At 71.4% G+C, this 25,015-nt stretch carries 19 protein-coding genes; 10 read left to right on the top strand and 9 right to left on the bottom strand.

Annotation, left to right across the window (positions count from 1 at the left end; genetic code table 11):
* Positions 1–95 precede the first annotated feature (95 nt).
* Together ku and ligD are read left to right on the top strand one after the other, a co-directional pair.
* Positions 96–1,148, top strand: coding sequence for a non-homologous end joining protein Ku (ku, locus tag WJ16_RS17065; RefSeq protein WP_069258261.1), 1,053 nt, complete (start codon positions 96–98; stop codon positions 1,146–1,148).
* 24 nt (positions 1,149–1,172) lie between these two features.
* Entirely contained in the window at positions 1,173–3,908 is a 2,736-nt protein-coding gene (gene ligD / locus WJ16_RS17070; protein WP_069258262.1) for a DNA ligase D, read from the top strand.
* A 3-nt stretch (positions 3,909–3,911) separates the two neighbouring features.
* Here ligD and WJ16_RS17075 read toward each other — a convergent pair whose 3' ends face one another.
* A complete protein-coding gene (locus WJ16_RS17075) occupies positions 3,912–5,231 on the bottom strand; it encodes a cation:proton antiporter domain-containing protein (RefSeq protein WP_069258263.1) in 1,320 nt (439 codons plus the stop codon).
* 43 nt (positions 5,232–5,274) lie between these two features.
* Positions 5,275–5,625 carry a DUF3175 domain-containing protein gene (locus WJ16_RS17080; RefSeq protein ID WP_069258264.1) on the bottom strand — a complete coding sequence of 117 codons (351 nt, stop codon included), beginning with the start codon at positions 5,623–5,625 and terminating at the stop codon, positions 5,275–5,277.
* Positions 5,626–6,020: 395 nt separating this feature from the next.
* Here WJ16_RS17080 and WJ16_RS17085 point away from each other — a divergent pair, with 395 nt between their 5' ends.
* A complete protein-coding gene (locus WJ16_RS17085; RefSeq protein ID WP_069258767.1) occupies positions 6,021–6,569 on the top strand; it encodes a type 1 glutamine amidotransferase domain-containing protein in 549 nt (182 codons plus the stop codon).
* A gap of 117 nt (positions 6,570–6,686) precedes the next feature.
* Here WJ16_RS17085 and WJ16_RS17090 read toward each other — a convergent pair whose 3' ends face one another.
* Positions 6,687–7,937, bottom strand: coding sequence for a phosphatidylserine decarboxylase family protein (locus WJ16_RS17090; protein WP_069258265.1), 1,251 nt, complete (start codon positions 7,935–7,937; stop codon positions 6,687–6,689).
* A gap of 109 nt (positions 7,938–8,046) precedes the next feature.
* On the opposite strand from WJ16_RS17090, the gene WJ16_RS17095 reads away from it, so the two are divergent.
* Positions 8,047–8,301 (top strand): hypothetical protein, encoded by a 255-nt coding sequence (locus WJ16_RS17095; protein ID WP_069258266.1) that lies wholly within the window; start codon positions 8,047–8,049, stop codon positions 8,299–8,301.
* 161 nt (positions 8,302–8,462) lie between these two features.
* Here WJ16_RS17095 and WJ16_RS17100 read toward each other — a convergent pair whose 3' ends face one another.
* The 5 genes from WJ16_RS17100 to coxB all read right to left on the bottom strand — a co-directional run bounded on the left by WJ16_RS17100 (position 8,463) and on the right by coxB (position 15,517).
* Entirely contained in the window at positions 8,463–9,272 is an 810-nt protein-coding gene (locus WJ16_RS17100) for an endonuclease/exonuclease/phosphatase family protein (RefSeq protein WP_069258267.1), read from the bottom strand.
* Between the two features lie 543 nt (positions 9,273–9,815).
* Complete coding sequence (locus WJ16_RS17105; RefSeq protein WP_084636052.1) at positions 9,816–11,453, bottom strand: cytochrome c; 1,638 nt, start codon at positions 11,451–11,453, stop codon at positions 9,816–9,818.
* Positions 11,444–11,845, bottom strand: a complete 402-nt coding sequence (locus tag WJ16_RS17110) for a cytochrome C oxidase subunit I (RefSeq protein WP_069258268.1) — start codon at positions 11,843–11,845, stop codon at positions 11,444–11,446. The genes WJ16_RS17105 and WJ16_RS17110 overlap by 10 nt, the downstream gene beginning before the upstream one ends.
* Positions 11,842–14,475 carry a cytochrome c oxidase subunit I gene (ctaD, locus tag WJ16_RS17115; protein WP_069258769.1) on the bottom strand — a complete coding sequence of 878 codons (2,634 nt, stop codon included), beginning with the start codon at positions 14,473–14,475 and terminating at the stop codon, positions 11,842–11,844. The genes WJ16_RS17110 and ctaD overlap by 4 nt, the downstream gene beginning before the upstream one ends.
* Before the next feature lie 13 nt (positions 14,476–14,488).
* Positions 14,489–15,517, bottom strand: coding sequence for a cytochrome c oxidase subunit II (gene coxB, locus WJ16_RS17120; RefSeq protein WP_157126793.1), 1,029 nt, complete (start codon positions 15,515–15,517; stop codon positions 14,489–14,491).
* Between the two features lie 312 nt (positions 15,518–15,829).
* Between coxB and WJ16_RS17125 the strand changes: the two genes are divergently transcribed.
* Together WJ16_RS17125 and WJ16_RS17130 are read left to right on the top strand one after the other, a co-directional pair.
* A complete protein-coding gene (locus WJ16_RS17125) occupies positions 15,830–16,813 on the top strand; it encodes an SDR family oxidoreductase (RefSeq protein WP_069258270.1) in 984 nt (327 codons plus the stop codon).
* Between the two features lie 3 nt (positions 16,814–16,816).
* On the top strand, positions 16,817–18,595 hold the full coding sequence (locus tag WJ16_RS17130; RefSeq protein WP_069258271.1) for a glycoside hydrolase family 15 protein: 1,779 nt from the start codon (positions 16,817–16,819) through the stop codon (positions 18,593–18,595).
* Positions 18,596–18,678: 83 nt separating this feature from the next.
* On the opposite strand, the gene WJ16_RS17135 is transcribed toward WJ16_RS17130, so the two are convergent.
* Positions 18,679–20,505 (bottom strand): thiamine pyrophosphate-requiring protein, encoded by a 1,827-nt coding sequence (locus tag WJ16_RS17135; RefSeq protein ID WP_069258272.1) that lies wholly within the window; start codon positions 20,503–20,505, stop codon positions 18,679–18,681.
* Positions 20,506–20,635: 130 nt separating this feature from the next.
* On the opposite strand from WJ16_RS17135, the gene WJ16_RS17140 reads away from it, so the two are divergent.
* From WJ16_RS17140 to WJ16_RS17155, 4 genes are read left to right on the top strand one after another with little or no spacing between them, the layout of a single operon-like run.
* Positions 20,636–21,736 (top strand): enolase C-terminal domain-like protein, encoded by a 1,101-nt coding sequence (locus tag WJ16_RS17140; protein ID WP_069258273.1) that lies wholly within the window; start codon positions 20,636–20,638, stop codon positions 21,734–21,736.
* Between the two features lie 22 nt (positions 21,737–21,758).
* Positions 21,759–22,610 carry a hypothetical protein gene (locus WJ16_RS17145; protein WP_069258274.1) on the top strand — a complete coding sequence of 284 codons (852 nt, stop codon included), beginning with the start codon at positions 21,759–21,761 and terminating at the stop codon, positions 22,608–22,610.
* The gene (locus tag WJ16_RS17150; protein ID WP_069258275.1) at positions 22,607–23,272 is read left to right on the top strand and encodes a gluconate 2-dehydrogenase subunit 3 family protein; all 666 of its coding nucleotides are present in this window, start codon (positions 22,607–22,609) and stop codon (positions 23,270–23,272) included. Before WJ16_RS17145 ends, WJ16_RS17150 begins: the two co-directional genes overlap by 4 nt.
* Complete coding sequence (locus tag WJ16_RS17155) at positions 23,262–24,932, top strand: GMC family oxidoreductase (protein WP_069258276.1); 1,671 nt, start codon at positions 23,262–23,264, stop codon at positions 24,930–24,932. Before WJ16_RS17150 ends, WJ16_RS17155 begins: the two co-directional genes overlap by 11 nt.
* Positions 24,933–25,015: the final 83 nt, after the last annotated feature.

The following is a 25,015-nucleotide window of genomic DNA, read 5'->3' on the forward strand; positions in this document are numbered from 1 at the left end:
CGATGCCGGCGCGCTGCGCGCGCGCCGGCATCGTGCGCAGCGGCCGTCGGCCCTGACGGTTGCAGGCGGCGACGGACGCCGCGAGGAGGACATCGATGGCACGCATGATCTGGAAAGGCGCGATCAGCTTCGGGCTCGTTCACGTGCCCGTGCAGCTGTTCCCGGCCACGCGCACCGTGAAGCCGTCGTTCCGGCTGCTCGACAAGCGCTCGATGGACCCGGTCGGCTACCGGCAGATCAACAAGCGCACCGGCAAGGAAGTCACACGCGAGGACATCGTGCGCGGCTACGAGTACGAGAAGGAGCGCTATGTGGTGCTGACCGACGACGAGATCCGCGCGGCGAACCCCGAATCGACGCAGACCGTCGACATCGTCACGTTCGTCGACGCGGACGCCGTGTCGTTCCTGTATCTCGACACGCCGTACTACCTCGTGCCGGACCGCAAGGGCGAGAAGGTCTACGCGCTGCTGCGCGACGCGCTGAAGGACAGCGGCAAGATCGGTATCGCGCACCTCGTGATACGCGACCGCCAGCATCTCGGCGCGCTGATTCCGGTGGGGCCGCTGCTCGCGCTCGATACGTTGCGCTGGCAGGAGGAACTGCGCCCGCTCGACGAGCTGTCGACGCCGGTCGAGGACGCGAAGCGCGCGGGCGTCAGTGCGCGCGAACTCGCGATGGCGAAGAAGCTGATCGACGACATGGCCGGCTCGTGGACGCCGGACGAGTATCACGACACGTTCCGCGACGACATCCTCGAGTTGGTCGAGCGCAAGGTGCACGCGGGCCGCATCGAGGAAATCGAGGACCGGCCCGCGCAGACGGCGCGCACGGCGACCAACGTGCTCGACCTCACCGAGCTTCTGAAGCGCAGCCTGAAGGGCGGCGGTGCGCGTGGATCGCGCACGGATGACGACGAGGACGACGGCGAGGACGCGCGGGCGCCTGCGCGTGCGGCCGGCGCACGGCGCAAGCCGGCGGCGAAGGGGGCCGCGAAAGAGACAGCGAAAGCGGCAGCGAAAGGGGCAGCGAAAAGTACCGCGAAAGGCGCGACGAAGACGGCATCGAAACGCGCGGCTGCGAAGCACGGCGCGAGCGCCACGCACGCGGCGAAGAAGACCGCCGTGCGCCGCAGGCACGCCGCGTGACGGCGCCGCACGGAGGGTGACGCGATGGCCGGCAAGCTCGACCCCTATCGCCGCAAGCGCCGCTTCGATGCGACGCCGGAGCCGCAGGGCGCGCACGGGCGGCGGCGCGCGCATGCCGACGCGAATGCGCAGACGGCCCGCGATACCCCGAAGGCCCGGCCTGCGCGGAAGGCGGGCGCGGCCGCGCGCACGGCCCGGCCGCTGCGCTTCGTGATCCAGGAGCATCACGCGCGGCGGCTGCACTACGACTTCCGGCTCGAACTCGACGGCACGCTGAAGTCGTGGGCCATCCCGAAGGGGCCGAGCGTCGACCCGTCGGTGAAACGGCTGGCCGTGCACGTCGAGGATCATCCGCTCGAATACGCGTCGTTCGAAGGTGAGATCCCGGCCGGGCACTACGGCGCCGGCTCGGTCACCGTATGGGACGAAGGCACGTGGACGCCCGACGGCGGCATCGCGCAGGCACGCGCCGGCTATCGTGCCGGCAAGCTGACGTTCCGCCTCGACGGCACGAAGCTGCACGGCGGCTGGGCGCTGGTGCGCAGCGGGCGGCAGCAGGGGCGGCAGGAGCAATGGCTGCTGATCAAGGAGCGTGACGACGACGCACGCGATGCGGAGGCATTCGACGTGGTCGCGGAGCGGCCGGGCAGCGTGCACGGCTCGCCCCCGGCGTCGGCTGCGGCGCCGCATGACAGCGGCGGCGCGAGCACGGCCGCGGTCGATCCGTCGCGCGTGGAAGGCGCAGTGCGCGCCGCGTTGCCCGATTGGATCGCGCCGCAACTCGCGACACTGGTCGATACACCGCCCGCTCAGGACGACTGGCGCTACGAAGTGAAATTCGACGGTTACCGGATCCTGGCGCGGATCGCGGGCCGCGGCACGCGGCGGCGCGTCACGCTGATGACGCGCGAAGGTCGCGACTGGACCGCGAAACTGCGCGTACAGCGCGACGCGCTCGCCGCGCTCGACGTCGACAATGCGTGGCTCGACGGCGAGGCGGTCGTGCTCGGCGAGAATGGCCTGCCCAATTTCCAGGCACTGCAGAACGCGCTCGGCGCGGGCCGCTCGGAGGCCGTGACGCTGTTCGTGTTCGACCTGCCGTATCTCGACGGCTACGACCTGCGCGATGCGCCGCTCACCGCGCGTCGCGCGCTGCTCGGGCCCTTGCTCGCCGGCAGCGATCCCGCGCGGCTGCGCGATTCGCCCGACCTCGGCGGCGACGTCGCCGCGCTGTTCGCGAACGCGTGCGACACGGGGCTCGAAGGGCTGATCGGCAAGCGCGCGGATTCCCGCTATCGCGGCGGCCGCTCGTCCACGTGGATCAAGCTGAAATGCCGGCGCCGGCAGGAGTTCGTGATCGGCGGCTATACCGAGCCGTCGGGCAGCCGGCACGGCTTCGGCGCGCTGCTGCTCGGCGTCCACGAGCCGCCCGCGGGCGGCAAGCGGCAGCGCGGTGCGGCGCCGTTGCGCTATGTCGGCCGCGTCGGCACCGGCTTCGATACGCGCATGCTCGACCGGCTCGCCGCGCTGCTGCGCCGGCACGAACGCGCGACGCCGCCGTTCGATCCGCCGCCGCGCGAACGTTCCCGCACGCGTGTCCACTGGGTCGAGCCGACGCTCGTCGCCGAATGCGAATTCGCGGAATGGACGGGCGACGGCATCGTGCGGCAGGCTGCGTTCATCGCGCTGCGCGAAGACAAGCCGGCGCGGCAGATCGTCCGCGAAGTGCCAAAGCCAACCGGAACGGAGACGACCATGAACGAACCGCGCGAAGCGCATGAATCTTCCCCGCCGGCAAGAAAGACGGACACGGGGCGCAGAAGCGCGCGCTCGTCCGCGTCTTCAGGAAAGTCGCACGGCGAGGCCGCCGACCACGTCGGCCGCGTGCGCATCACGCACCCCGACCGCGTGCTCGACCCGCAAAGCGGCACGCGCAAGATCGATCTCGCGCATTACTGGCAATGGGTCGCGCCGTGGCTGCTGCCGGACCTGAAGGGCCGGCCCGTGTCGCTCGTGCGCGCCCCGGGCGACATCGGCGGCGAGCTGTTCTTCCAGAAGCATGCGGAGCGCCGCGAGATTCCGTTCGTCACGCAGCACGACGGGCTCGACCCGGGCCACGGACCGCTGCTGTCGATCGACAGCGTCGACGCGCTGCTCGGCGCCGCGCAGATGGGCACGATCGAGCTGCACACATGGAACGCGCATGCGTCGAACATCGAGCGGCCGGACCGCATGGTGTTCGACCTCGATCCCGATCCGGCGCTGCCGTGGCGCGCGATGATCGACGCCGCGCAGCTCGTGCGCGGGCTGCTCGACGCGCTCGGGCTCGTGTCGTTCTGCAAGACGAGCGGCGGCAAGGGGCTGCACGTCGTCGTGCCGCTCACGCGCCACGCGGGCTGGGACGACGTGAAGGCATTTTCGCGCGCGGTGGCCCAGCACGTCGCCGGCACGCTGCCCGAGCGCTTCACGGCGACGATGGGGCCGCGTCACCGGCGCGGCAAGATCTTCGTCGACTACCTGCGCAACGGGCGCGGCGCGAGCACGATCGCCGCGTACTCGGTGCGCGCGCGGCCCGGGTTGGGCGTGTCGGTGCCGCTCGACTGGGACGAGGTGCCGACGACGACGGGCGGCGCGCAATGGACGATCGACACACTGCACGAGCGCCTTGACGCGCTGACGCGCGACCCGTGGGAAGGTTATGCGAACGCGCGTCAGCGCATCACCGCGGCGATGCGCGCTGAACTGGGCGCCGATTCGTGAGCATCAGCGCCGCTGCTGCAGCCGGTGGTACCAGTTCATCAGCGGCGTCGCCGAGATGCCGTGCGCGATCACCGATGCCGACACCACGGCCAGCACGGGCGCCGCGAGCGGGCGCACCGCGTTCGACGGCCCGTGTTCCAGCGCATACAGCAGGTAGTAGAACGAACCGATCCCTCGGATGCCGAACCACGCCATCAGCCGCCGCTGCGCATGCGTCGCGGGCGAGCCGGTGAGCGTGGCGAGCACGGCCAGCGGGCGCACGACGACGAACAGCACGGCGGCCAGCATCGCGGCGCCCACGGTGATCAGCGGGCCGGGCAGCGTCGCGAGCACGCTGCCGATCATCGTCATCACGACGGCTTCCGCGATCCGCTCGAGTTCGATGGTGAAGCCGAGTACGGATTCCGTCATGAACGCATGCGCTTTGTCCGGATGCTGCTCGGTGGCGACGACGTCTGCCGAATCGATCCGGCCGATCACTTCGCGCGGCATGCGGTCGCCGCTCGCACGATGCTCGACGCGGCGCATCGCGACGCCCGCCGCGAATGCCGCGATGAAGCCGAACGTGTGCGCGAGCTGCGCGGCGCCGAACGACAGCACGATCAGCGCGAGCGCGAAGAAGCCCTCGAGGCCGAGCGCCTGCGCATGACGCGTGCGCAGCCAGCCGATCGTCTTGGTCGCCGCCCAGCCGAGGCCGCCGCCGATCGCGGCCGCGCCCGCGATACCCCACAGCGTGACGAGCGCGAACGCGCCGGACAGCGGCGGCAGTCCGTCCGTCGCGTCGCGTGTGCCGCACAGCGCGAGCCCCGCCAGCGCGAACGGCAGCGCGACGCCGTCGTTCAGGCCGCCTTCGCCTGACAGCGCGAAGCGCACCAGGTCGCGATCGCCCGGGTCGTGCACCTGCACGTCGTGCGCGAGCACGGGGTCGGTCGGCGCGAGGATCGCGGCAAGCAGCAACGCGGGGCCCCAGTCGAGCCCGAGCGCGAGCACCGCGCATGCGGCGAGCAGCGGCACCGTGATGATCATCGCGAGCAGCCCGAGGCGGCACGGCACGAGCCATAGCCGGTCGGTGAGCGGCACGCGCAGCCGCAGCCCGATCGCGAACAGCGACACGAGCAGCGCGACTTCGACGATTTCGCGCAGCAGCCGCGCGTCGCGTTCGAGATCGAGATGCAGCAGACCGGCGCCGGCGGGGCCGAGCGCGACGCCGAGCGCGAGATAGATCATCGCGGTGCTGCACGGCAGGTGGCGCAGCGCGGACGCCGCGAGGCCCATGCCCATCAGCACGGCGCCGACGATCAGGTACCAGAGCGTTTCGTGCATGTGTACGGCTATCGATGGTTGGCAGGACGGGCGCGCAAGCCGCTCAGGGCTTGCGGCCGAACGCCTCGCGCAGTTTCCGCTTCGCGCGTTCGAGCGTCGCGCGGCGTGTCTTCGGCAAATTGCGGCCCGCCCGGTTCACGTAGAAATTCAGCATCGACATCGCCGACTGGAACGGCGACGCCTTGCGGCGGCGGCTGTGTTCGGCCGAATGCTTGAGCGACGCGGCGATGGCGGCCGGATCGTCGGATTTGAAGATGTCGGGCTCGATGTCGAGCGCGTCGCTTGTTTGGGTGACTTCGCCGGACCAGCGCTTGCGATGGGTCGGGGCGGTGCCGCGGGCGCGGCCCGGGCGTCGCGTGCGGCGCTTGCCGTGCGCAGCGGAAGCGGAAGGCATAACGAGGACTCCGTAAAAGTGACAGACGGTGGTGGACACACGGGTCCGTACGCGGTGCAGCGACGCAAGCCGCGTGCCGCGCCGCGCCAGCGTGCCGACGACGGCATGCGCGTTGCCGAGTCGATGGGGCGGGAATGTCCGCCTCGTGATCGAAGTGACCGACGCGATGCCGGACGCCGCAAGTCGCCTGCAGTAGCGCAGTGTCGCCGCCGACTGCCGCCGACTGCCGCCGACCGCCGACGTCCGGCGGACTCTGGAAGCGCGACACCCGCGCGCGTCGGGGCGCGCAAGCATTCGCCGGGTCTGTCGCGCGCATCCCGTCGGCACGATCGGCACGCCGCTTGCTGCAAGACCGGCTCGGCACGACGCGTGCCGCATTACTGACGGAGGATTTCATGAGCGGAAGGCTGGAACATTGCAAGGTGGCGATCCTCGCGGTCGACGGTTTCGAGGAAGCCGAACTCGTCGAACCGCAGCGCGCACTGGCGGCCGAAGGCGCGCAGGTCGACGTGATTTCGGAGGAAGCGGGCGAGATCCAGGGCTTCAGGCACGTCGAGAAGGGCAAGCGCGTGAAGGTCGATCATACGTTCGACGAGGTGCGCGAGGGCGATTACGACGCGGTCGTGCTGCCCGGCGGGGTCGTGAACGGCGACGCGATCCGGATGGTGACGGCCGCGCGCGAGTTCGTGACGGCGGCCGTCGGCGCCGGCAAGCCGGTCGCGGCGATCTGCCACGGCGGCTGGCTGCTCGTGTCCTGCGGCCTCGTGGAAGGCCGCACGATGACGAGCTGGCCGAGCCTGCAGGACGACATCCGTCATGCGGGCGGCAAGTGGGTCGATCAGGAAGTCGTACGCGACGGCCCTTTCATCACCAGCCGCAAGCCCGACGACCTGCCCGCGTTCAACGGCGCGCTGATCGATTCGCTGGCGCCGCAGGCGGCGTGAACCCGCGTCGGCCGGCGCTCGACGGCGCGGCGTTCGCGCGGCGGCATTACAAATCGTTGAAAACATTGCACCGCTGCCCGCGCGCGGGGCGCGCCGGCCCGACGAGCGGCGCGCGACTCAGCGGGCGACCGCGACCGCCGAATTGACCGGCACGACGGGCGCGTCGCCGGCGAGCGGCGGCGCATGCAGGAACCGGTCGATCACCCCGGCTTCGAACAGCAGGCAACAGGTCGAACCGCCGAACTGGAAATAGCCGATCTCGTCGCCCTTGTCGACCCGCTGGCCGGGCACGACGTCGATCACGCAGGACGATACGTCGCCCATGCCGACGAACACGGCCGCCACGGTGCCGATGCCCGGATCGTCGCACGCAATCGCGACCACGGCGCGCGTCGCGACGGCCGTCATGTAGCCCTGCGAGTCGTTCAGTCCGGCCGGGTCGGGGCCTTCCGCGTCCGCGACGGAGTAGTAGGTGCCGTGGACCCGGTACGCATGCGTGACGACGCCGCGCACCGGTGCATGCCAGCGATGGTAGTTGTATGCGCTCAGGTACGCCTGATACAGGTCGCCGCCGACGAAGCGCTCGGCGAGCGACAGCCACGCGGGCGTGAAGATGTCGCGCAGCGAATACGGCTGCTCCTTGAGCCAGAACCGGTCGCGCAGCTTCACGTTCGATTCGGTGTGATACGGGGCCGCCTCGCACGGGCTGACGATCACGTGCGGATCGTCGGGCGCCGCGACGGGGCGCGCGCCGTCGCGAAAGCGCCGCGTGAAGAAGTCGTTCCACGACGTGAAGCCCCAGTACGGCAGGTCGTCGCGATACTGGAACTGCGACAGCCCGACGCGCTCGCGCGCGGCGTCGCAGAACCAGCCGTCGGGTGCCGACGTGTCGAGATGCGCGCGCGAGTGCGGGCCGCCGAGGAAGTCGCACCATACGTTCAGCATGCGTTGCAGATGCGCGTTGACGGTGGCGTCGCGAAACAGCGCATGGCCCGACGGCATGCACATCGGCCAGTCGAGAAACGCGTTGATCGGGCACACGATCAGGCTCGCTTCGCTGAACGGCGGCGTGTAGGTCATCAGGAAATCCAGCACGGTCATCAGCTCGCCGACGGATGCATAGCCGAGCCGATGGCCCGCCTCCGCCGCTTCGTCGATCGCGCGCACGACGCTCATGCGCAGCAATGCGTCGTCGTCGAACAGCCGTGCGAATTCCTGCACGGCCGGCGTACGCAGCCGGTCGCCCGCATGCGCGCGCGCATCGGCTGCGACCTTGTCGCGGAAAGCGGCCATGTGTGCTTCTTCGCGGGCCATCCATTCGCCGAGGCGGTGGCGCGTGGCAGGCGGCGTGGGGCGGTCGGTCGGCATGGTCGTCTCCGGGCGATAAGCTGGACCCGACGGATGGAGCAATCCGCCTGCCCGGCGCGGGCATCGGTCTTGCGGGTCGGCTGCTTGATCGTTGAGACGGGAGAGGAGCATGAACGCGACTTCGCAGGCACGGCCGACGAAGCAGGCCGAATCGATCGACGAGGGGCGCGCGGGCGCCAAGCGCACGGTGGCGCCCACGCGCGAGCGCAACGCAGGGGCGGCGTCGCGCGGCACGCGGCCGGCGCGGAAGCCGGAAGCGAAGAGCGGGCCGGTGACGGCAGGCACCGCGGGCAAACGCGATGAGACTGCCCAGCCGTCGTGGGAGGACGACGGCGGACCGTTGCCGCCGGAAGAGTGGTCGTGAAAGGGGGAAAGCGGGTCGGTCGCTTGATGTGATCGGACGAACGCGACGGCAGTGAAACGCGCCTCGGGTTCGTTCTCAGGGCGGGGGGCACGTCATGCGCCGGGATTCGTTCCGGAAACTCCGCCGACTGGCACGCACGCGGGTTGCGACGCGTGCCCCGCTCATTGCGAACCGTACCTGCTTGCCTCGGCGGCTGCGTTCACCGCGGTCGGCGCGCGCAGCCGCGCGACCAGCGGGTAATGATCCGACGTGCGCCGCGCGCGTATGCTGCGATGCACGACCATGTCGATCAGCAGCTCGCCCGGGTGGACCCAGATTCGGTCCCGCCAGAACCCCGGGCACGCGGGGGGGAACGGGCGCGGCGCCGGCGCGCGCCGGAACCGTGCGACGAGCGCCTGCAGCGCGCGGCTGCGCACGCACCGTTCGTCGATGTCGCCAAGCAGGATCACCGGCATCGCGCTCGTGTCGAATTCGGCAAGCAGCCGTTGCACCTGCGCGCCGCGCTCGTCGGCCGACAGCCCGAGGCGGGTCGCGACTACGCGCAGCGTGCTTGCGCCGCAATCGATGTCGACCTCGAGTGCGCCGCGCGGCTCGCGCGCGTGGAACGACAGGTCGAGCGTGCGCGCCGCGCGGATCGGGCAGCGCGACAGCACCGCGTTGCCGTAGCGGCGCGCCGGCGTGTCGATCGTCGGGGCGGCCACCGCATGCATGCCAGTCGCGTCGCGCAGATGCGCGAGCACGTCCGGCGCGCGCGTGCCGCCGAGCGGCACGTCCTGCAGCGCGATCACGTCCACGTCGAGTTCGCGGATCACGTCGCCGATCCGGTCGGCCGCGCGCGCCGGCCACGCGCCGTAGCTGCCGCGGATGTCGTACGTCGCGATCCGCAGTTCCCGGCCGCCCGGCGCGGCGGCCGGTGCGTGCTTGGCGACGGCGATTTCGGGCGGCGGCGCCGCATGCGTGCTTAGCGCCATCGTCGCGGCACGCTGACGAGGGGCACCGGTTCGCGCGGGCCTCGGCGAGCCGGCGCACCGTATCGCTCCCAAGCCCGCGGCCGACGAGAGGCGAGCATGCGGCCGCTGTGCCGGGTGGCCAGCGGTACGCGTCCGACGCGTTCGAGAGGGCCGATCATGACGTACGCTCCGTGTGTTCTGTCCCGTTACCCGCGCGGGAGATTCCGGTGTGCAAGCAGGCGCAAGCCGTGTGCCACAGGGGGCCGGACGTAATACATCAGTACGGCGTACTTTTTTCATCGACGTTACAGATAGGCATGGACTGGCGATGCAGGGCTGCAACGAGGATCACGACCTCCGGGCGGATTTCGCTTCGTCGATGTTGTGCGGCGGAATGATTTGGCCTCGGTACGCGCGACGCACCGGGGCCGGTAGCGAACGAGCAGGCCCATCTTTCATCGCACGAAGGCACGACACCCCGTGACGGCATCCGACGTCGATCGCAACGAAGGGCCGATTCCGAAGCACTCTCCGGCGTCGCATGCCGACCGCATTCGGCCTTGCTCAACGATCGATCTTCGCGGCCAATCGCCTGACGTCGCGCTCCGACACCGGCGCGGCGCGATTCGTCCACGCCCCGCGCACATAGCTGACCACTGCCGCGATCTCGCCGTTCGTCAGCACGCCGTGCATCGCAGGCATCCGCTGCACCGGCCCCGACGTGCCCGGCGCGGGCCGCGCGCCTTCGACGACGATCCGGATCGCGCTGGTCGGATCGGCCGCGAGCACGACCGGGTTGTCGGCAAGCGGCGGCCCGTGATCGCGCACGCCCGCGCCGTCGGCGCCGTGGCAGCGTGCGCAGAATCCCGCATACACGCCGGCGCCCGGCGCCTGCTGGCCGCCTTCCGGGCGCGGCCCGGCCGCGGTCAGCCGCGCGGTGCCGATGCCGAGCGGGTTCGTCGCCGCGGTCGGCTGCGCCGGCAGCGACTTCAGGTAGACGGCGATCGCGTGACGGTCGGCGTCGGTGAGCAACGCGGTGCTCTCGCCGACGACGGGCGCCATCGCGCCGAACACCGCGCCGCGCGCCGCATGGCCGCTGCGCAGGAACGTGGCGATGTCGTCGGCCGACCAGCGGCCGAGGCCGTCCGCGGACGCGCCCGTCAGGTTCGGCGCGAACCAGTGGTCGTTGATGCCGCCGGTCAGGAACGCGGCGCTGCGCTCGTCGTAGCCGCGCTCGTTGAAGCCGGGGCCGCGCGGCGTATGGCAGGCGCCGCAGTGGCCGAGGCCCTGCACGAGATACGCGCCGCGATTCCATTCGGCGGACCGCGACGGCGACGGCGCGAACCGGCCGGTGTTCGCGAACGCGAAGCGCCACAGCGCGAGGGCCCAGCGCTGGTTGAACGGAAACGGCAGGCGCGTCGCGCGCACCGCGTTCGCGGACGGCGCGACGCCGTGCATGAAATACGCGTACAGCGCGCGCACGTCGTCGGCGCTCAGCCGTGCGAACGACGGATACGGCATCGCCGGATAAAGCCGGCTGCCGTCGGCGCGCACGCCGCGACGCAGCGCGTCGTCGAATTGCTGCAGCGTGTAGCGGCCGATGCCGTGCGTCGGGTCCGGCGTGATGTTCGGCGCATAGATCGGCCCGAACGGCGAATTCACCGGCAGGCCGCCTGCGTACGGCGTGTGATCGGCCGCGTCGTGGCACGCCGAGCAGTCGCCGGCGAGCGCGAGATAGCGGCCGCGCGCGAGCGTTGCGGCGTCGGCGTCCGCCGCGGCGGCCTGGACGGCCGGGAGACGGGTGGGGGCATCCGCAGCCGTGGCTCGTGGCGCTGAGGCAGACGCAGATTCCGGTATCGCGATGGCGCCCGGTTGCGCGAGCCTCGGGTCGTCACGCACGCGGGCGGACAACGATGCGCCGGCCGCCGCTGCGGCATCGGCCGTTGCACGAATCCGCGTGAATCGCCAGCCGGCGTCGGGCTCGGCGGCCGGTGCCGAAGCCGACGATCCGGTATCCGCCGGATCGTCGTTTCGCGCGGTGTCGTCGTGCGCGTCGCAGCCCGCGAGTGCGCCGCAAACGGCCAGTGCCGCCAGCGCGCCGAGTGCGGTGCGTAAGGTACGTATGTCGCGTGCGCGACGGCACGGCGCATGCGCCCACGCGAGCCGCAACGGATTCGGATGAGGATTCAGGTTCAGTGCCATGGGCTGCAGGGCCCCACGAAAGCCGTGACGATGCCCGTGAACACGAGGCCGATCACGAAGCCGAGCGCGGCGAGCATCCCGCAGCGCGCGAGAAAGCGCGTACTGTCGTCGCGCGTCGCGAGGGCGGCGCCGGTGTCGTGCCGATGCCGCCAGGTGCGCACGAGCCAGGTCGCGAAAGCCGCGGCCAGCGCGAACGTGCACGCGGCGATCAGCGCGAGCCACCCGCCCACGTGCGCCCAGCGCGGCGTCGCCTGCGCGACGCCAAGCGGATAGCACGCGGTCGACGCGAGCGTCTCCGACACGAGCATCTGCGCGAACCACAGCGCCGGCGCGCCGACGAGGCCGGCCGCGATCGCGAGCAGCGATGTCCACGAGCGTCGCGCGTCGTTCATCCCGCGCTCCTGAGCCAGTACGGCGACACGTACAGCGCGGTGAAGATGAACAGCCACACGATGTCGACGAAGTGCCAGTAGAGGCCACCGACCGTCAGCGCGACCCGCCGCTCGCGGCCGAAGAAGCCGGCGGCCGTCCACCCCGTCAGCAGCGCGAGGATCGCGAGACCGGCGACGACGTGCGCGAGGTGGAACCCGGTGATCGTGAAATAGAGGCTGCCGTACAGGTGCGCGGTCGGGCCGTACGGATGGTCGCGCCATTCGTGCAGTTGCACGACGGCAAACGCGGTGCCGAGCGCCAGCGCGACGGCCAGCGCGGCCACCGCGCGCGGCCGCCGGCCGGCCCGCACCGCGCGCTCGGCGAGCCACACGAACCCGCTGCTCGACAGCAGTACGGCCGTGTTGACGGCCGCGAGCCCGATCTTCGGCATGCCTTCGGGCGGCCACGGCGCGGCCGATTGTGACTGCAGGTAGAAGTAGCAGAACAGCAGGTAGCCGAACAGCCCGGCTTCGGTCACGACGAGCGTGATCACGCCCCACCAGCCGCCCGCGCGCGCGCCGCAACTGCCGACCGGCAGCGGTTCGATGCAGGCGGCCGGCGCGCCCGGCGGCACCGCCGCCGACGACGGTTCGTCCGGATGCAGCCCGGCGGCGGCCGGCGCCTGCGTGTCGGCGCGGGCCGGCACGCGCGCCCGCTGGCCGAGCGTGCGGCGCGGCCACAGCCACGCGGCGGTGGCGAACGCGCAGCCGGCCACGGCCGCGCAGACGAGGGCGGGCGAGCGCATGAGCATCGCCGCGAACACCGCGGTGGCGAGCAGCGCGAGCACGAACGGGATGCAGGTGTCGTCAGGCATCTTCAGGATCGCGTTCGGCGTGGCCGCGAGCGGCGTGACGGCGAGCGCCTCGCGCCCGTCGGCGAGCCGGTAGCCGACCCGCATGCTGGTGCGGCGCGCATCGTCGCGCGTCTCCCACAGCGGATGCCGCGACGCGACGAGCGGCAGCACCGCGAAGTTGTACACGGGTGTCGGCGACGCGACCGACCATTCGAGCCCGGCCCCGCCCCACGGATTCTCGCCGGCCCGCGCGCCGCGCCGCGCGCTCACCAGCGCGTTGACGACGAACATCACGATGCCGATCCCGAACACGAACGAGCCGATCGTCGTCAGCAGGTTCGACGTGTCCCAGCCCATCCCGGACGGATACGTATAGATGCGGCGGGGCATCCCGAGCAGCCCGGAGACGTGCATCGGAAAGAAGCCGAGATTGAAGCCGGCCAGGACGACCCAGAAGGTCCAGCGGCCGAACCGCTCGTTCATCATCCGCCCGGTGAACTTCGGGAACCAGTACGCGACGCCGCCGAGCACCGGGAACACGTTGATGCCGAGCAGCACGTAATGCAGGTGCGCGACGACGAAGTAGGTGTCGGTGAGCTGCCAGTCGAGCGGCACGGCGGCCGTCATCACGCCCGACACGCCGCCGATCACGAACATCAGCACGAAGCCCGCGAAATACAGGAACGGCGTGCGGAACACCGGGCGGCCGGTCCAGATCGTCGCGATCCACGCGAACACCGCGACCGCGCTCGGAATCGAGATCAGCATGCTGGCCGCGCCGAAGAACGCGAGCGCGAGCGGCGCGATGCCGGTCGCGAACATGTGGTGGACCCACACCTCGAAGCCGATCAGCATCGTCGCGACGGTCGACACCGCGACGGCCTCGTAAGCGACGAGCGGCCGCCGGCAGAAGGTGGGCAGCGCATCCGACACGATGCCCATCGCCGGCAGCACGACCACGTACACCCACGGGTGCGCGAACATCCAGAACAGGTGCTGCCACAGCAGCGGCCGCCCGCCGTTCGCGACGTCGAAGAAATGCGTGCCGGCATTGCGGTCGAGCCACAGCAGCAGGAACGCGAGGCTGACCGACGGCACCGCGACGAGGTTCGCGACCGACGCCGTCAGCGTGCCCCACACGATGATCGGCAGCCGGTCGATCGACATCCCGTGCGCGCGCATGCGCAGCAGCGTGACGACGAAGTTCGCGGCGCCGCCCGTCGTCGAGATGCCGAGCAGGATCATCCCGAGTGCGTAGATGTCGATGTTCGCGCCGGCGCTGTAGTCGAGCGACGTGAGCGGCACGTAATTGAACCACCCGCCGTCGGGCACCGCGCCGAGCGGAAAGCTCGCGTACAGGAACAGCCCGGCGAACAGGAATGCCCAGTACGAGAACGCGTTCAGCCGCGGGAACGCCATGTCGCGCGAGCCGAGCATCAGCGGCCACAGGTAGTTCGCGAAGCCGGACAGCACCGGCAGTGCATAGAGGAAGATCATCGTGACGCCGTGCATCGTGAACAGCGCGTCGTACTGCGCGGGCGTGAGCAGCGTCGCGTTCGGCCGCGCGAGCTGGATGCGCATCACGAGCGCCTCGACGCCGCCGAGCAGCAGGAACACGAATGCGGTGACGATGTAGCGCAGCCCGATGCGCTTGTGGTCGACGGTGCCGAGCCAGCCGCGCCAGCCGGGCGCCGATTCCCACAACTCGGCGAGCGCGCGCTCGTGCGCCGAGCCCGGCGGCGCGTCGCCGAGATCCGGCACGCGGGCGGGGGCGGGCGTATCGCGGGCGATGGCCATCGGCATCCTCCGTTCAGTGCAGTGTCGCGAGATACGCGGCGAGATCGTCGGCGTCGCGCGGCGCGAGCGCGATCGACGGCATCAGCGCGTCGGGCTTGATCTGCTGCGCGTGCGCGATCCAGCGGCGCAGGTTGTCCGGCGTGTTGTCGAGCGTGCCGGCCGCGAGCAGCCGGCGCGATGCGACGTGGGTGAGATCGGGGCCCGCGTCGCCCGTCGCGTCGGTGCCGCGCACCGTATGGCAGCCCGCGCAGCGCGCGGCGAAGACGCGCCGGCCGCGCCGTTCGGCATCGGTGCCGGGCGCGGGTGCCGGCTCGCGCTGCGCGGCGAGCCACGCATCAAACGCGGCGGGCGGCTGCGCGACGACCTCGAGCGCCATGTGCGCGTGCTGCGCGCCGCAGAATTGCGAGCATTGCCCGCGATAGACGCCCGGGCGGTCGGCCTGCAGCCATTGCCGGTTGGTCTGGCCGGGAATCGTCTGGGTCTTGCCCGCGAGCTGCGGCACCCAGAACGCATGGATCACGTCGGCGCTCTTCAGCTCGATCGCGACGGGCTCGCCGACCGGAATGTGCAGTTCGTTGGCGGTGACGATCGCGGCGCCGCCCGCGCGGTCCGGATAGCGCGCGTCCCACCACCAGTCGTGCGCGGTGACGACGATCGTCAGCCCGGGCGGATGCGGCGGCGTCGCGACCGCGCCGAGCACGCGCAGCATGTACACGAGCGCGCCGAACAGCAGCACGATCGAGATCGCACTGCCGACGGTCACGATCGCCGTGCCGTTGCCGTGGCCGCCCGTCCGCAGGCGTCGGCGAAAGATCGCGATCAGCAGCAGCGCGGCGATCGTGACGCAGACGAGCATGCACAGCGCGAGCAGCGCCCAGCCGAGCACGAACACCGGCTGCGCGGCCGGCCCGGCCGCGTGCACGACGTACGCGAGCGGCAGCGGGCCGGCGGGGTTCGCGGGCTCGATCGCGGCGGCGCGCGCGGCCACCGGCGCGGCCATGCAGGCGCCCGGCGCGAGGCACGCGATGCGATGCGCTTTCATGGACGGCGAAATGAGCAATGCGACTCCTTGCCGGACGGGAAGACAGGGCGACAGCCGTTCGCGGCCGAGCAATTCCCGTGCGCGCACGGGACGGATGGCCCCGGACGCGCGACGCAGCGCGTTGCGCGCACCACGGCCGGCGCGTTACAGCAGGCTTGTAAATGTGGCGACTGTTCGCGCCGTGTGCGCCGACCGGGCGGTGCGGGTCGCCCGCGGCACGCCGTTTGCTCCGTCGATCGCGTTCGGGCACGCAGTTTCGGGAAGGCCGCGGCGGCGTGCCGGCCATCGTCAGGACAACGGGAGGAACCGAACGTGAAGACTGTCGCGATCACCGGCGCGAGCGCCGGCGTCGGCCGTGCGACCGCGCATGCGTTCGCGCGGCGCGGCGCAAACGTTGCGCTGCTCGCCCGCGATCCGCGCGCGCTGGAGGACACCGCGTGCGAGGTGCGGGCGTATGGCGTCGACGCGTTGCCGATCGCGGTCGACGTCAGCGACGCCGCCGCGCTCGATGCGGCGGCCGGGCAGATCGAGCGCGAACTGGGGCCGCTCGACGTGTGGGTCAACAATGCGATGGTCACCGTGTTCGCGCCGTTCGACGAGATTTCGCCGGAAGACTTTGCGCGCGTGACCGACGTCACCTATCTGGGCTGCGTCAACGGCACCCGTGCGGCGCTCGCGCGGATGACCGCGCGCAACCGCGGCACGATTGTGCAGGTCGGCTCCGCGCTCGCGTACCGGTCGATTCCGCTGCAGGCGCCGTATTGCGGCGCGAAGCACGCGATCCGCGGCTTCACCGACGCGCTGCGCTGTGAACTGCTGCATGCGCACAGCCGCGTGCGCGTGACGATGGTGCAGTTGCCCGCGATCGACACGCCGCAGTTCGACTGGGCCGAATCCACGCTGCCGCATGCGCCGCGCCCGGTCGCGCCGGTCTATGCGCCGGAAGTGGCGGCCGATGCGATCGTGCAGGCCGCGCGCCATCCGTGCCGAGAGCGCTGGGTCGGCTGGTCGTCGCTCGCGGCGATCGTCGCGAACGGGATCGCGCCCGGCTGCTTCGACCGCTATCTCGCGCATACGGCCGTGCGCGGCCAGCAGCGCGCGGCGCCGGCCGGCCCGCGCGAATCGAACCTGTGGCACACCGTGTCGGACCTGCACGCGACGCGCGGCGCGTTCGGCGCCGAGGCGCGCCGCACGGGTGTCGAGGCCGGGCTCGGCACCGTGCGCGTGGTGGCGTTCGGCACGCTGTGCGCGGTGCTCGCGGCCGGCTTCGTCGCTGCGCGCAAGCGCGACGGGTGAGCGATGCGGATCGAGGATTACGCGCTGATCGGCGACGGCCGCAGCGCCGCGCTCGTCGCACGCGACGGCAGCATCGACTGGCTGTGCTGGCCGGATTTCGATTCGCCGCCGTGTTTCGCCGCGCTGGTCGGCACGCCGGACAACGGTCGCTTTCGCGTCGCGCCGCGCGAGCGCGCCGCCCGCGCGACGCGCCGTTACCTGCCCGGCACCGCGATGCTCGAAACGACCTTCGAGACGTCGACCGGCTGCGTCGTCATGCTCGACTGGATGAGCTGGGACGCGCCCGATCCGTGCCTGATCCGCAGCGTGCGCGGCGAGCGGGGCGTGGTCGAGCTCGACGTCGATCTCGGCGTGCGCTTCGACTACGGTCATGCGCTGCCGTGGTGCCGACGTTTCGGCCGGCGCTGGCGGATGATGACGGGCGGCGACGCGATGTGGCTCGATACCGACGCACGCGTCGACGTGCAGGACGACCGGCTCGTCGGTGCGCTGCGAATCGCGGCGGGCGAATGCGTGGATTTCTGCATCAGCTATGCGCGCTCGTACGACCGGCCGCCGGCGGTGCCCGATGCGTATGCGTCGCTGCGCGACACGCAGTCGTTCTGGCGCGTGTGGTCCAGGTGCAACGCGGCGCAGGGCCCGTATCGCGACGCGATCGAGCGCGCGCTGATTACGTTGAAGCTGCTGTCGAGCGTGCGGACCGGCGGCATCGTCGCGGCGCCGACCAGCTCGCTGCCCGAACGCCTGGGCGGCGCGCGCAACTGGGATTACCGGTTCTGCTGGCTGCGCGACGCGAGCTTCACGTTGCGCGCGCTGGTGCGCTGCGGCTATCGCGACGAAGCCGCGCGCTGGCGCGACTGGCTCGTGCGCGCGATCGCCGATCATCCGTCGCAGCTGCAGGTGCTGTACGCGGCCGACGGTGGACGGCGCGCCGACGAATGGGAGGCCGCGCACCTGGCCGGCTACGAAGGCGCGCGGCCGGTGCGCTTCGGCAACGCGGCGGCCGAGCAGTTGCAGCTCGACGTCTATGGCGAGGTGCTGGCCGCGCTGTACCAGGCGCGCCGGCACGGGCTGCCGCCCGACGCCGACGCGTGGACGCTCGAGCGGCGCCTGCTGGACCACCTCGCGACGATCTGGCGCGAACCGGACGAGGGCATCTGGGAAGTGCGCAGCGGCCGTCACCCGTTCACGTCGTCGAAGGTGATGGTGTGGGCCGCCGTCGAAAGCGCGTACCGGTCCGCGCGCGCGTTCGGCCATCACGCGCCGCTAGACGCGTGGCGGCGCTGGGCCGACACGGTGCATGCGGACGTGCTCGCGCGCGGCTACCACGCGAAGCTCGGCCGCTTCGTCGACCGCTACGACGGCGACGGGCTCGATGTGAGCCTGCTGCTGATTCCGCTGACGGGGATGCTCGACGCGACCGATCCGCGCGTCGCCGCGACGGTTGCCGCGATCGAGCGCGAGCTGCTCGAAGACGGCTTGCCGTTCCGCTATCGGCCGCCGCGTTTCGCGGACGGCTGCGAAGGCGAAGAGGGCGCGTTCCTGGCGGCCGGGTTCTGGCTCGTGCAGGTCTACCGGATGCAGGGCCGCGACGACGACGCGCACGCGATGTTTCAGCGGCTGCTCGGCCTGCGCAACGACGTCGGGCTGTTGTCCGAGGAATACGACGTGAACGCGCAGCGCATGTGTGGGAATTTTCCGTTCACGCTCGCCCATGTCGGGCTCGTGAACGCGGCGCTCGCGCTGGAGGGCGACGGGCGCGACGATATCGATATCGGGTGAGGTGCGCGGGGTGTGATGCGTGATGCGTGATGCGCAACGGCGCGGCGGGCATGCCGCGCCGTCGTGCGCGTCCTTCACCCCGGTTACGCCCCGTTCTTGTCTCCCTTGCCGCCACGCTCGCCGTGGCCCGGCAGCACGGCCGACAGCACCTGCCGCGCGGTCTCGACGATCACGCTGCCCTCGCGCGGATCGCCTTTCACGAGCGTCTCGGCGAAATGCTTCGCCTGCTGCAGCGTCACGTGCGGCGGCAACGGCGGTACCTCGGGGTCGGTCTTCACTTCGAGCACGACCGGGCGATCGGACGCGAGCGCCTCGTCCCACGCGGCGCCGAGCTGTTCCGGATCGTCGACGTAGATCCCCTTCAGGCCGAGCAGCGTCGCGAAGCGGTAGTACGGCACGTCCGGAATCTGCTGCGACGCGTCGAACTTCGGATCGCCTTCCATCACGCGCTGCTCCCACGTGACCTGGTTCAGATCCTCGTTGTTCAGCACCATGCAGATCCAGCGCGGATCGGCCCACTGCCGCCAGTATTTCGCGACCGTGATCAGCTCGGCCATGTTGTTCATCTGCATCGCGCCGTCGCCGACCATCGCGATCACCGGGCGCAGCGGATACGCGAACTTCGCGGCGATCGCATAGGGCACCGCGGCGCCCATCGACGCGAGCCCGCCCGACAGCGAACCCATCATCCCGCGCCGGATCATCAGGTCGCGCGCATACCAGTTTGCGCAGGAGCCCGAATCGCTGGTCAGGATCACGTCGTCGGGCAGGCGCGGCGACAGTTCGGTGAACGCGCGCTGCGGATTCACGCCGCGCCCGGCGGTGGCCTTCGCGGCCGCGCGTGCCGCGAGCGTCTCGTGCCAGTCCGCGTTCCATTTTGCGATCCGGTCGCGCCAGTGCGTGTCGTCGCGCGCCTTCAGCAGCGGCAGCAGCGCGCGCAGCGTCTCGGCGCTGTCGCCGACGAGGTTGACCTCCATCGGGTAGCGCAGGCTCAGCATGTCGGCTTTCAGGTCGATCTGCACGCCGCGCGCCTGACCTTCTTTCGGCAGGAATTCCGAATACGGGAAACCGGAGCCGACCATGAGCAGCGTGTCGCATTCGTTCATCAGGTCGTAGCTCGGCTTCGTGCCGAGCAGCCCGATCGAGCCGGTGACCCATGGCAGGTCGTCCGGCAGCGCGGCCTTGCCGAGCAGCGCCTTAGCGGCGCCCGCACCGAGCCGGTCGGCCACCGCGATCACCTCGTCGGTCGCGCGCAGCGCGCCCGCGCCGACCAGCAGCGCGACCTTTTTGCCCGCGTTCAGCACGTCGGCCGCGCGCTGCAGATCGTCGGCGTACGGCACGACCTTCGGCGCGGTGTAGCCGATCCCCGAATGCACGGTGCCGTGCGCGCGCTTCGGCGGCGCATAGTCGAGTTCCTGCAGGTCGCTCGGCAGCACGAGCGCGGTGACGGTGCGCGCGCCGAGCGCGGTGCGCACCGCGCGGTCGACCAGGTGGCGCACCTGGGCCGGCACCGTCGCGAGCTGCACGAACGCGCCTGCGACGTCCTTGTACAGCGCGGTGAGATCGACTTCCTGCTGATAGTGGCCGCCCAGCGCCGCGCGCGCCTGCTGGCCGACGATCGCGAGCACCGGCATGTGGTCGAGCCGCGCGTCGTAGAGGCCCGTCACCAGATGCGACGCGCCGGGGCCCGACGTCGCGACGCATACACCGAGCTCGCCTGTAAATTTTGCATGGGCGGACGCCATGAAGGCCGCCATCTCCTCGTGGCGCGCCTGGATGAACGCGATCTTGCCGTCGGCACGGCTCAGCGCGCCGAAAAATCCGTTGATGCCGTCGCCCGGGTAGCCGTAGATGCGGCGCACGCCCCAGTCGTACAGCCGCTCGACGATGAAATCCGCCACTGTCGCCATGCCGTTTCTCCTTGGTCCGGATTGAACCGATGCGGGCGTCGGCGCAAGGTGCGTGCCGCGCGCTCGGCATCGGGCACAGGGGTTGCACGCGACAACTCCAAGCAAACAGCAAGCTGACCGGAGCGCAACGATGGCCCTTTCCGCCGCGCCGGCGATCGACGACGTACGCGCCCGCGCGTACCGCGTGCCGACCGACCGGCCCGAAGCCGACGGCACCTACGCGTGGACCGCGACGACCGTCGTCGTCGTCGAGATCGACGCGGGGCCCGTGACGGGGCTCGGCTATACGTACACGGACGCGAGCGCGGTGCCGCTCGTGACGTCGCTGCTGGGCGACGTGCTGCGCAACCGGCCGGCCGTCGACATTCCGGCCGCCGTCGACGCGTCGTGGCGCGCGGTGCGCAATATCGGCCGCAGCGGCATCGCGGCCACCGCGATTTCGGCGATCGACGTCGCGCTGTGGGATGCGAAGGCGAAACTCGCCGGCATGCCGCTCGCGCTGCTGCTCGGCCGCCTGCGCGAACGCGTGCCGGTGTACGGCAGCGGCGGCTTCACGACCTACGACGACCGCACGCTGGCCGCGCAGCTCGACGGGTGGCGCGCGGAGCACGTGCGCGCGTGCAAGATCAAGATCGGCGTGCAGGACGCGCACGATCCGTCGCGTGTGCGCACGGCGCGCGCCGCGCTCGGGCCCGGCGTCGAGCTGTTCGTCGATGCGAACGGCGCGTATGCGCCGCGCACCGCGCTCGCGTTCGCGCAGGCAGTGGCCGATTGCGACATCCGCTGGTTCGAGGAGCCCGTCAGCAGCGACGATGTCGACGGGCTGCGGTTCGTGCGCGAGCACGTCGGCGCGCGGGTGGACGTCGCGGCCGGCGAATACGCGTACGTGCCCGACGATTTCCGGCGCCTGCTCGAAGGCCGCGCGGTGGACGTGCTGCAGGCCGACGCGACACGGTGCGGCGGCGTGAGCGGTTTTCTCGCGGCGGCCGCGCTCGCCGATGCGCATCACGTCGACCTGTCCGCGCATTGCGCGCCCGCGCTGCACCGGCACGTCGGCTGCGCCGCACCACGCCTGCGCCATGTCGAGTGGTTCCACGATCACGTGCGCATCGAGCGGATGCTGTTCGACGGCGCACCCGCGCTCGTCGACGGGGCGCTCGAAGTCGACGCGACGCGCGCCGGGCTCGGCCTCGAACTGCGCACGGCGGACCTGGTGGATTTCGTGCTGTGAATCCGGACCGAAGGGAGGAGCGATGCGACACGCACGACACCGCGCGGCCGAGCAGGAGCAACTGCTGGCCGAGGCCGCGCGGCTGCTGAACCGCAGCGCGCTGCTGCTGGCCGGCTCGGTGCTGGCCGACAGCGGCGTCGAGCACTATCGCGGCACGTTTCACAATCGCGCGATGCTCGCGCCGCTCGCGATGTCGACGCTGTCGGTGATCGCGAGCGTCCACGGCCACGCGGACGACACGCCCGCGCGCCACCGGCTGCGCGACGCGGTGCATGTCGCGTCTGCCGCGGTGGGCGCCGCCGGCGCCGGGTTCCATCTGTACAACGTGACGAAGCGGCCGGGCCGCTTCAGCTGGCACAACCTGTTCTACGGCGCACCGCTCGGCGCGCCGTTCGCGCTGCTGCTGTCGGGCGTACTCGGCGCGGCGGGCGAGCGGCTGCGCGCGAGCCCGGCCGACGCGCCGAAGCTTGCCGGGCTGCCGGCCGGCCGCGCGCTGGCCGGCCTCGTCGCGGCAGGGCTCGTCGGCACGCTCGGCGAAGTCGGGTTGCTGCATTTTCGCGGGGCGTTCCAGCATCGCGCGATGTTCGCGCCGCTCGTCGTGCCGCCCGTCGCGGCTTTCGCGGCCGCGCAGGTCGCACTGTCCCGCCCGCGCGGCGACCGGCGCTTCTGCCGCGGGTGGATGCGCGCGACGGCCGTGCTCGGCTTCGTCGGCGTCGCGTTCCATGCGCGCGGCGTCGCGCGACAGATGGGCGGCTGGCGCAACTGGTCGCAGAACCTGTTGTCGGGCCCGCCGCTGCCGGCGCCGCCGAGCTTCACCGCCCTTGCGATCGCCGGGCTCGCCGCGACCGCGCTGGCCGAACGGGAGACGCCATGAGCGATGCGATCCGCAAGCCGGCCGTGCTGCCGCGCTATCCGGGCTACGACGTGCTCGCGAAACGCGACACGCCGTCGTGGAACGATGCGACCCGCCGCGCGATCGATGCGCGCCTGCGGGTGGCTGCGACCGCGCCGCGTCATCTCGATGCCGAACGGTACGCGACGCTCGCCGCGCTGTGCGCGCGCATCGTGCCGCAGGATTCGGGCGGCGCGGGCACGGTGCCGACCGCCGCCCTGATTGACGCGCGGCTCGCGAGCGACGACGGCGACGGCTATCGCGACGCGCGGCTGCCGCCGCTGCGCGCCGCGTGGCAAGCCGGCCTCGATGCACTCGACGCGACGGCGCGCGCCGCGCACGGTTGCCCGTTCGCCTCGCTCGGCGCGCACGACGCCGATGCGTTGCTGCGCGCGGTGCAGCACGGCGAGGTCGACCCGCGCGTCGAACCGGCGTGGGGCGGCATGGACCGGCGTACGTTCTTCGCGAAGCGCGTGCTGCCGGACATCTGCGGCGCCTACTACAGTCATCCGTTCGCGTGGAACGAGATCGGCTTCGGCGGCCCCGCGAGCCCGCGCGGCTACGTGCGGATGGATTTCAACCGGCGCGATCCGTGGGAAGCGCAGGTGAGCCTGACGCAAGAGGGCGAACTCGATGACCGCTGATGCGCCGCTGTCCGCGATGAAGCCGCGCGGCTGCGACGGTCGCGCGCCCGATCCGCTGCGCGTCGGCGGCTGGTCGCCGATGCGAATGTTCCGCGACGACGACGTGGTCGACTTCGTGATCGTCGGCACCGGCGCGGGCGGCGGCACGCTCGCCTGCAAGCTCGCCGAATACGGCTATTCGGTCGTCGCGCTCGATGCGGGCGCATGGTGGCGGCCGCTCGAGGAATTCGCGTCGGACGAGACGCATCAGCACAAGCTGTTCTGGACCGACGAGCGGATCTGCGACGGCGCCGATCCGCTCACGCTCGGCACCAACAACAGCGGCCGCGCGATCGGCGGCAGCACCGTGCATTTCGCGATGGTGTCGCTGCGCTTTCGCCCCGAGTGGTTCCGTTCGCGCACGACGCTCGGCTACGGCGTCGACTGGCCGCTCGACTGGCGCGAGATGTGGCGCTACTACCGCGAGGTCGAGCAGGCGCTGAAGATCAGCGGGCCCGTGCGCTACCCGTGGGGGCCGCCGCGGCCGCGCTATCCGTATCGGGCGCACGAACTGAACGCGGCCGCGCTCGTGCTCGCGCGCGGTGCCGACGCGCTCGGCATCGGCTGGACGCCGACGCCGCTCGCGACGCTGTCCGCGCCACGCGGCCGCGCGCATCCGTGCGTGTATCGCGGCTTCTGTATCTCCGGCTGCGCGACCAACGCGAAACAGAGCGCGCTCGTCACGTGGATTCCGCGCGCGGTCGCGGCCGGCGCGGAGGTGCGCGATCTCGCGATGGCGCTGCGCATCGAAGCCGAAGGCGACCGCGTGACCGGCGTGCACTATGCGCGCGACGGCCGCACGCATTTCCAGCGCGCGCGCAACGTCGTGGTCGCCGGCTATGCGATCGAGTCGCCCCGCCTGCTGCTGCTGTCCGCGAACGGGCGCTATCCGCAAGGCCTCGCGAACAGCTCGGGCCTCGTCGGCCGCTACCTGATGGCGCAGCTGAACCAGGCGTCGTGGGGGACGATGGACGACGAGGTGCGCTGGTACAAGGGGCCGCCGTCGCTGGCGATCACCGAGCACTGGAACTACGTCGACGAAGGCAAGGATTTCTTCGGCGGCTACTGCTGGATGAGCCAGGGGCCGCTGCCGATCGACTGGGCGCGCAAGCTCGCCGCGCGCGGGCTGTGGGGCGACGCGCTGAAGCGCGAAATGGCCCGCTACAACTTCCAGGCGGGGCTGAAGATCGTCGGCGAGACGTTGCCGCGCGCGGACAACCGCGTGACGCTCGCCGACGAACGCGACACGTTCGGCCTGCCGGTCGCGCGCGTCACCTATTCGTATGACGACAACGACCGCCGGATGATCCGCCACGCGCTCGCGCAGATGGGGCGCTCGCTGGAAGCGGCCGGCGCGCGCGACATCTGGCACGAGCAGGACGACACCTGCCACCTGGCCGGCACCGTGCGGATGGGCGACGACCCGGCGACGAGCGTCGTTGACGCCGATTGCCGCAGCTGGGACATCCCGAACCTGTGGATCTGCGACGGTTCGGTGTTTCCGACCGTCGGCGGCGTGAACCCGTCGCTGACGATCCAGGCGATCGCGTGCCGCACCGCCGACCGCATCCGCGCGCTCGTTGCCCGCGGCGACGCGCATACGCGAGCGCGGTGGCGATGAGCCGGGGCGCTTTCGGCGCAGGCCACGCAGCCGGGCACGCAAGCTGCTCCTTCGTCGGTGGCGCCGGCATACGGGACCGAACC

Source organism: Burkholderia metallica (assembly GCF_001718555.1).
GTDB classification, from domain to species: Bacteria; Pseudomonadota; Gammaproteobacteria; order Burkholderiales; family Burkholderiaceae; genus Burkholderia; species Burkholderia metallica.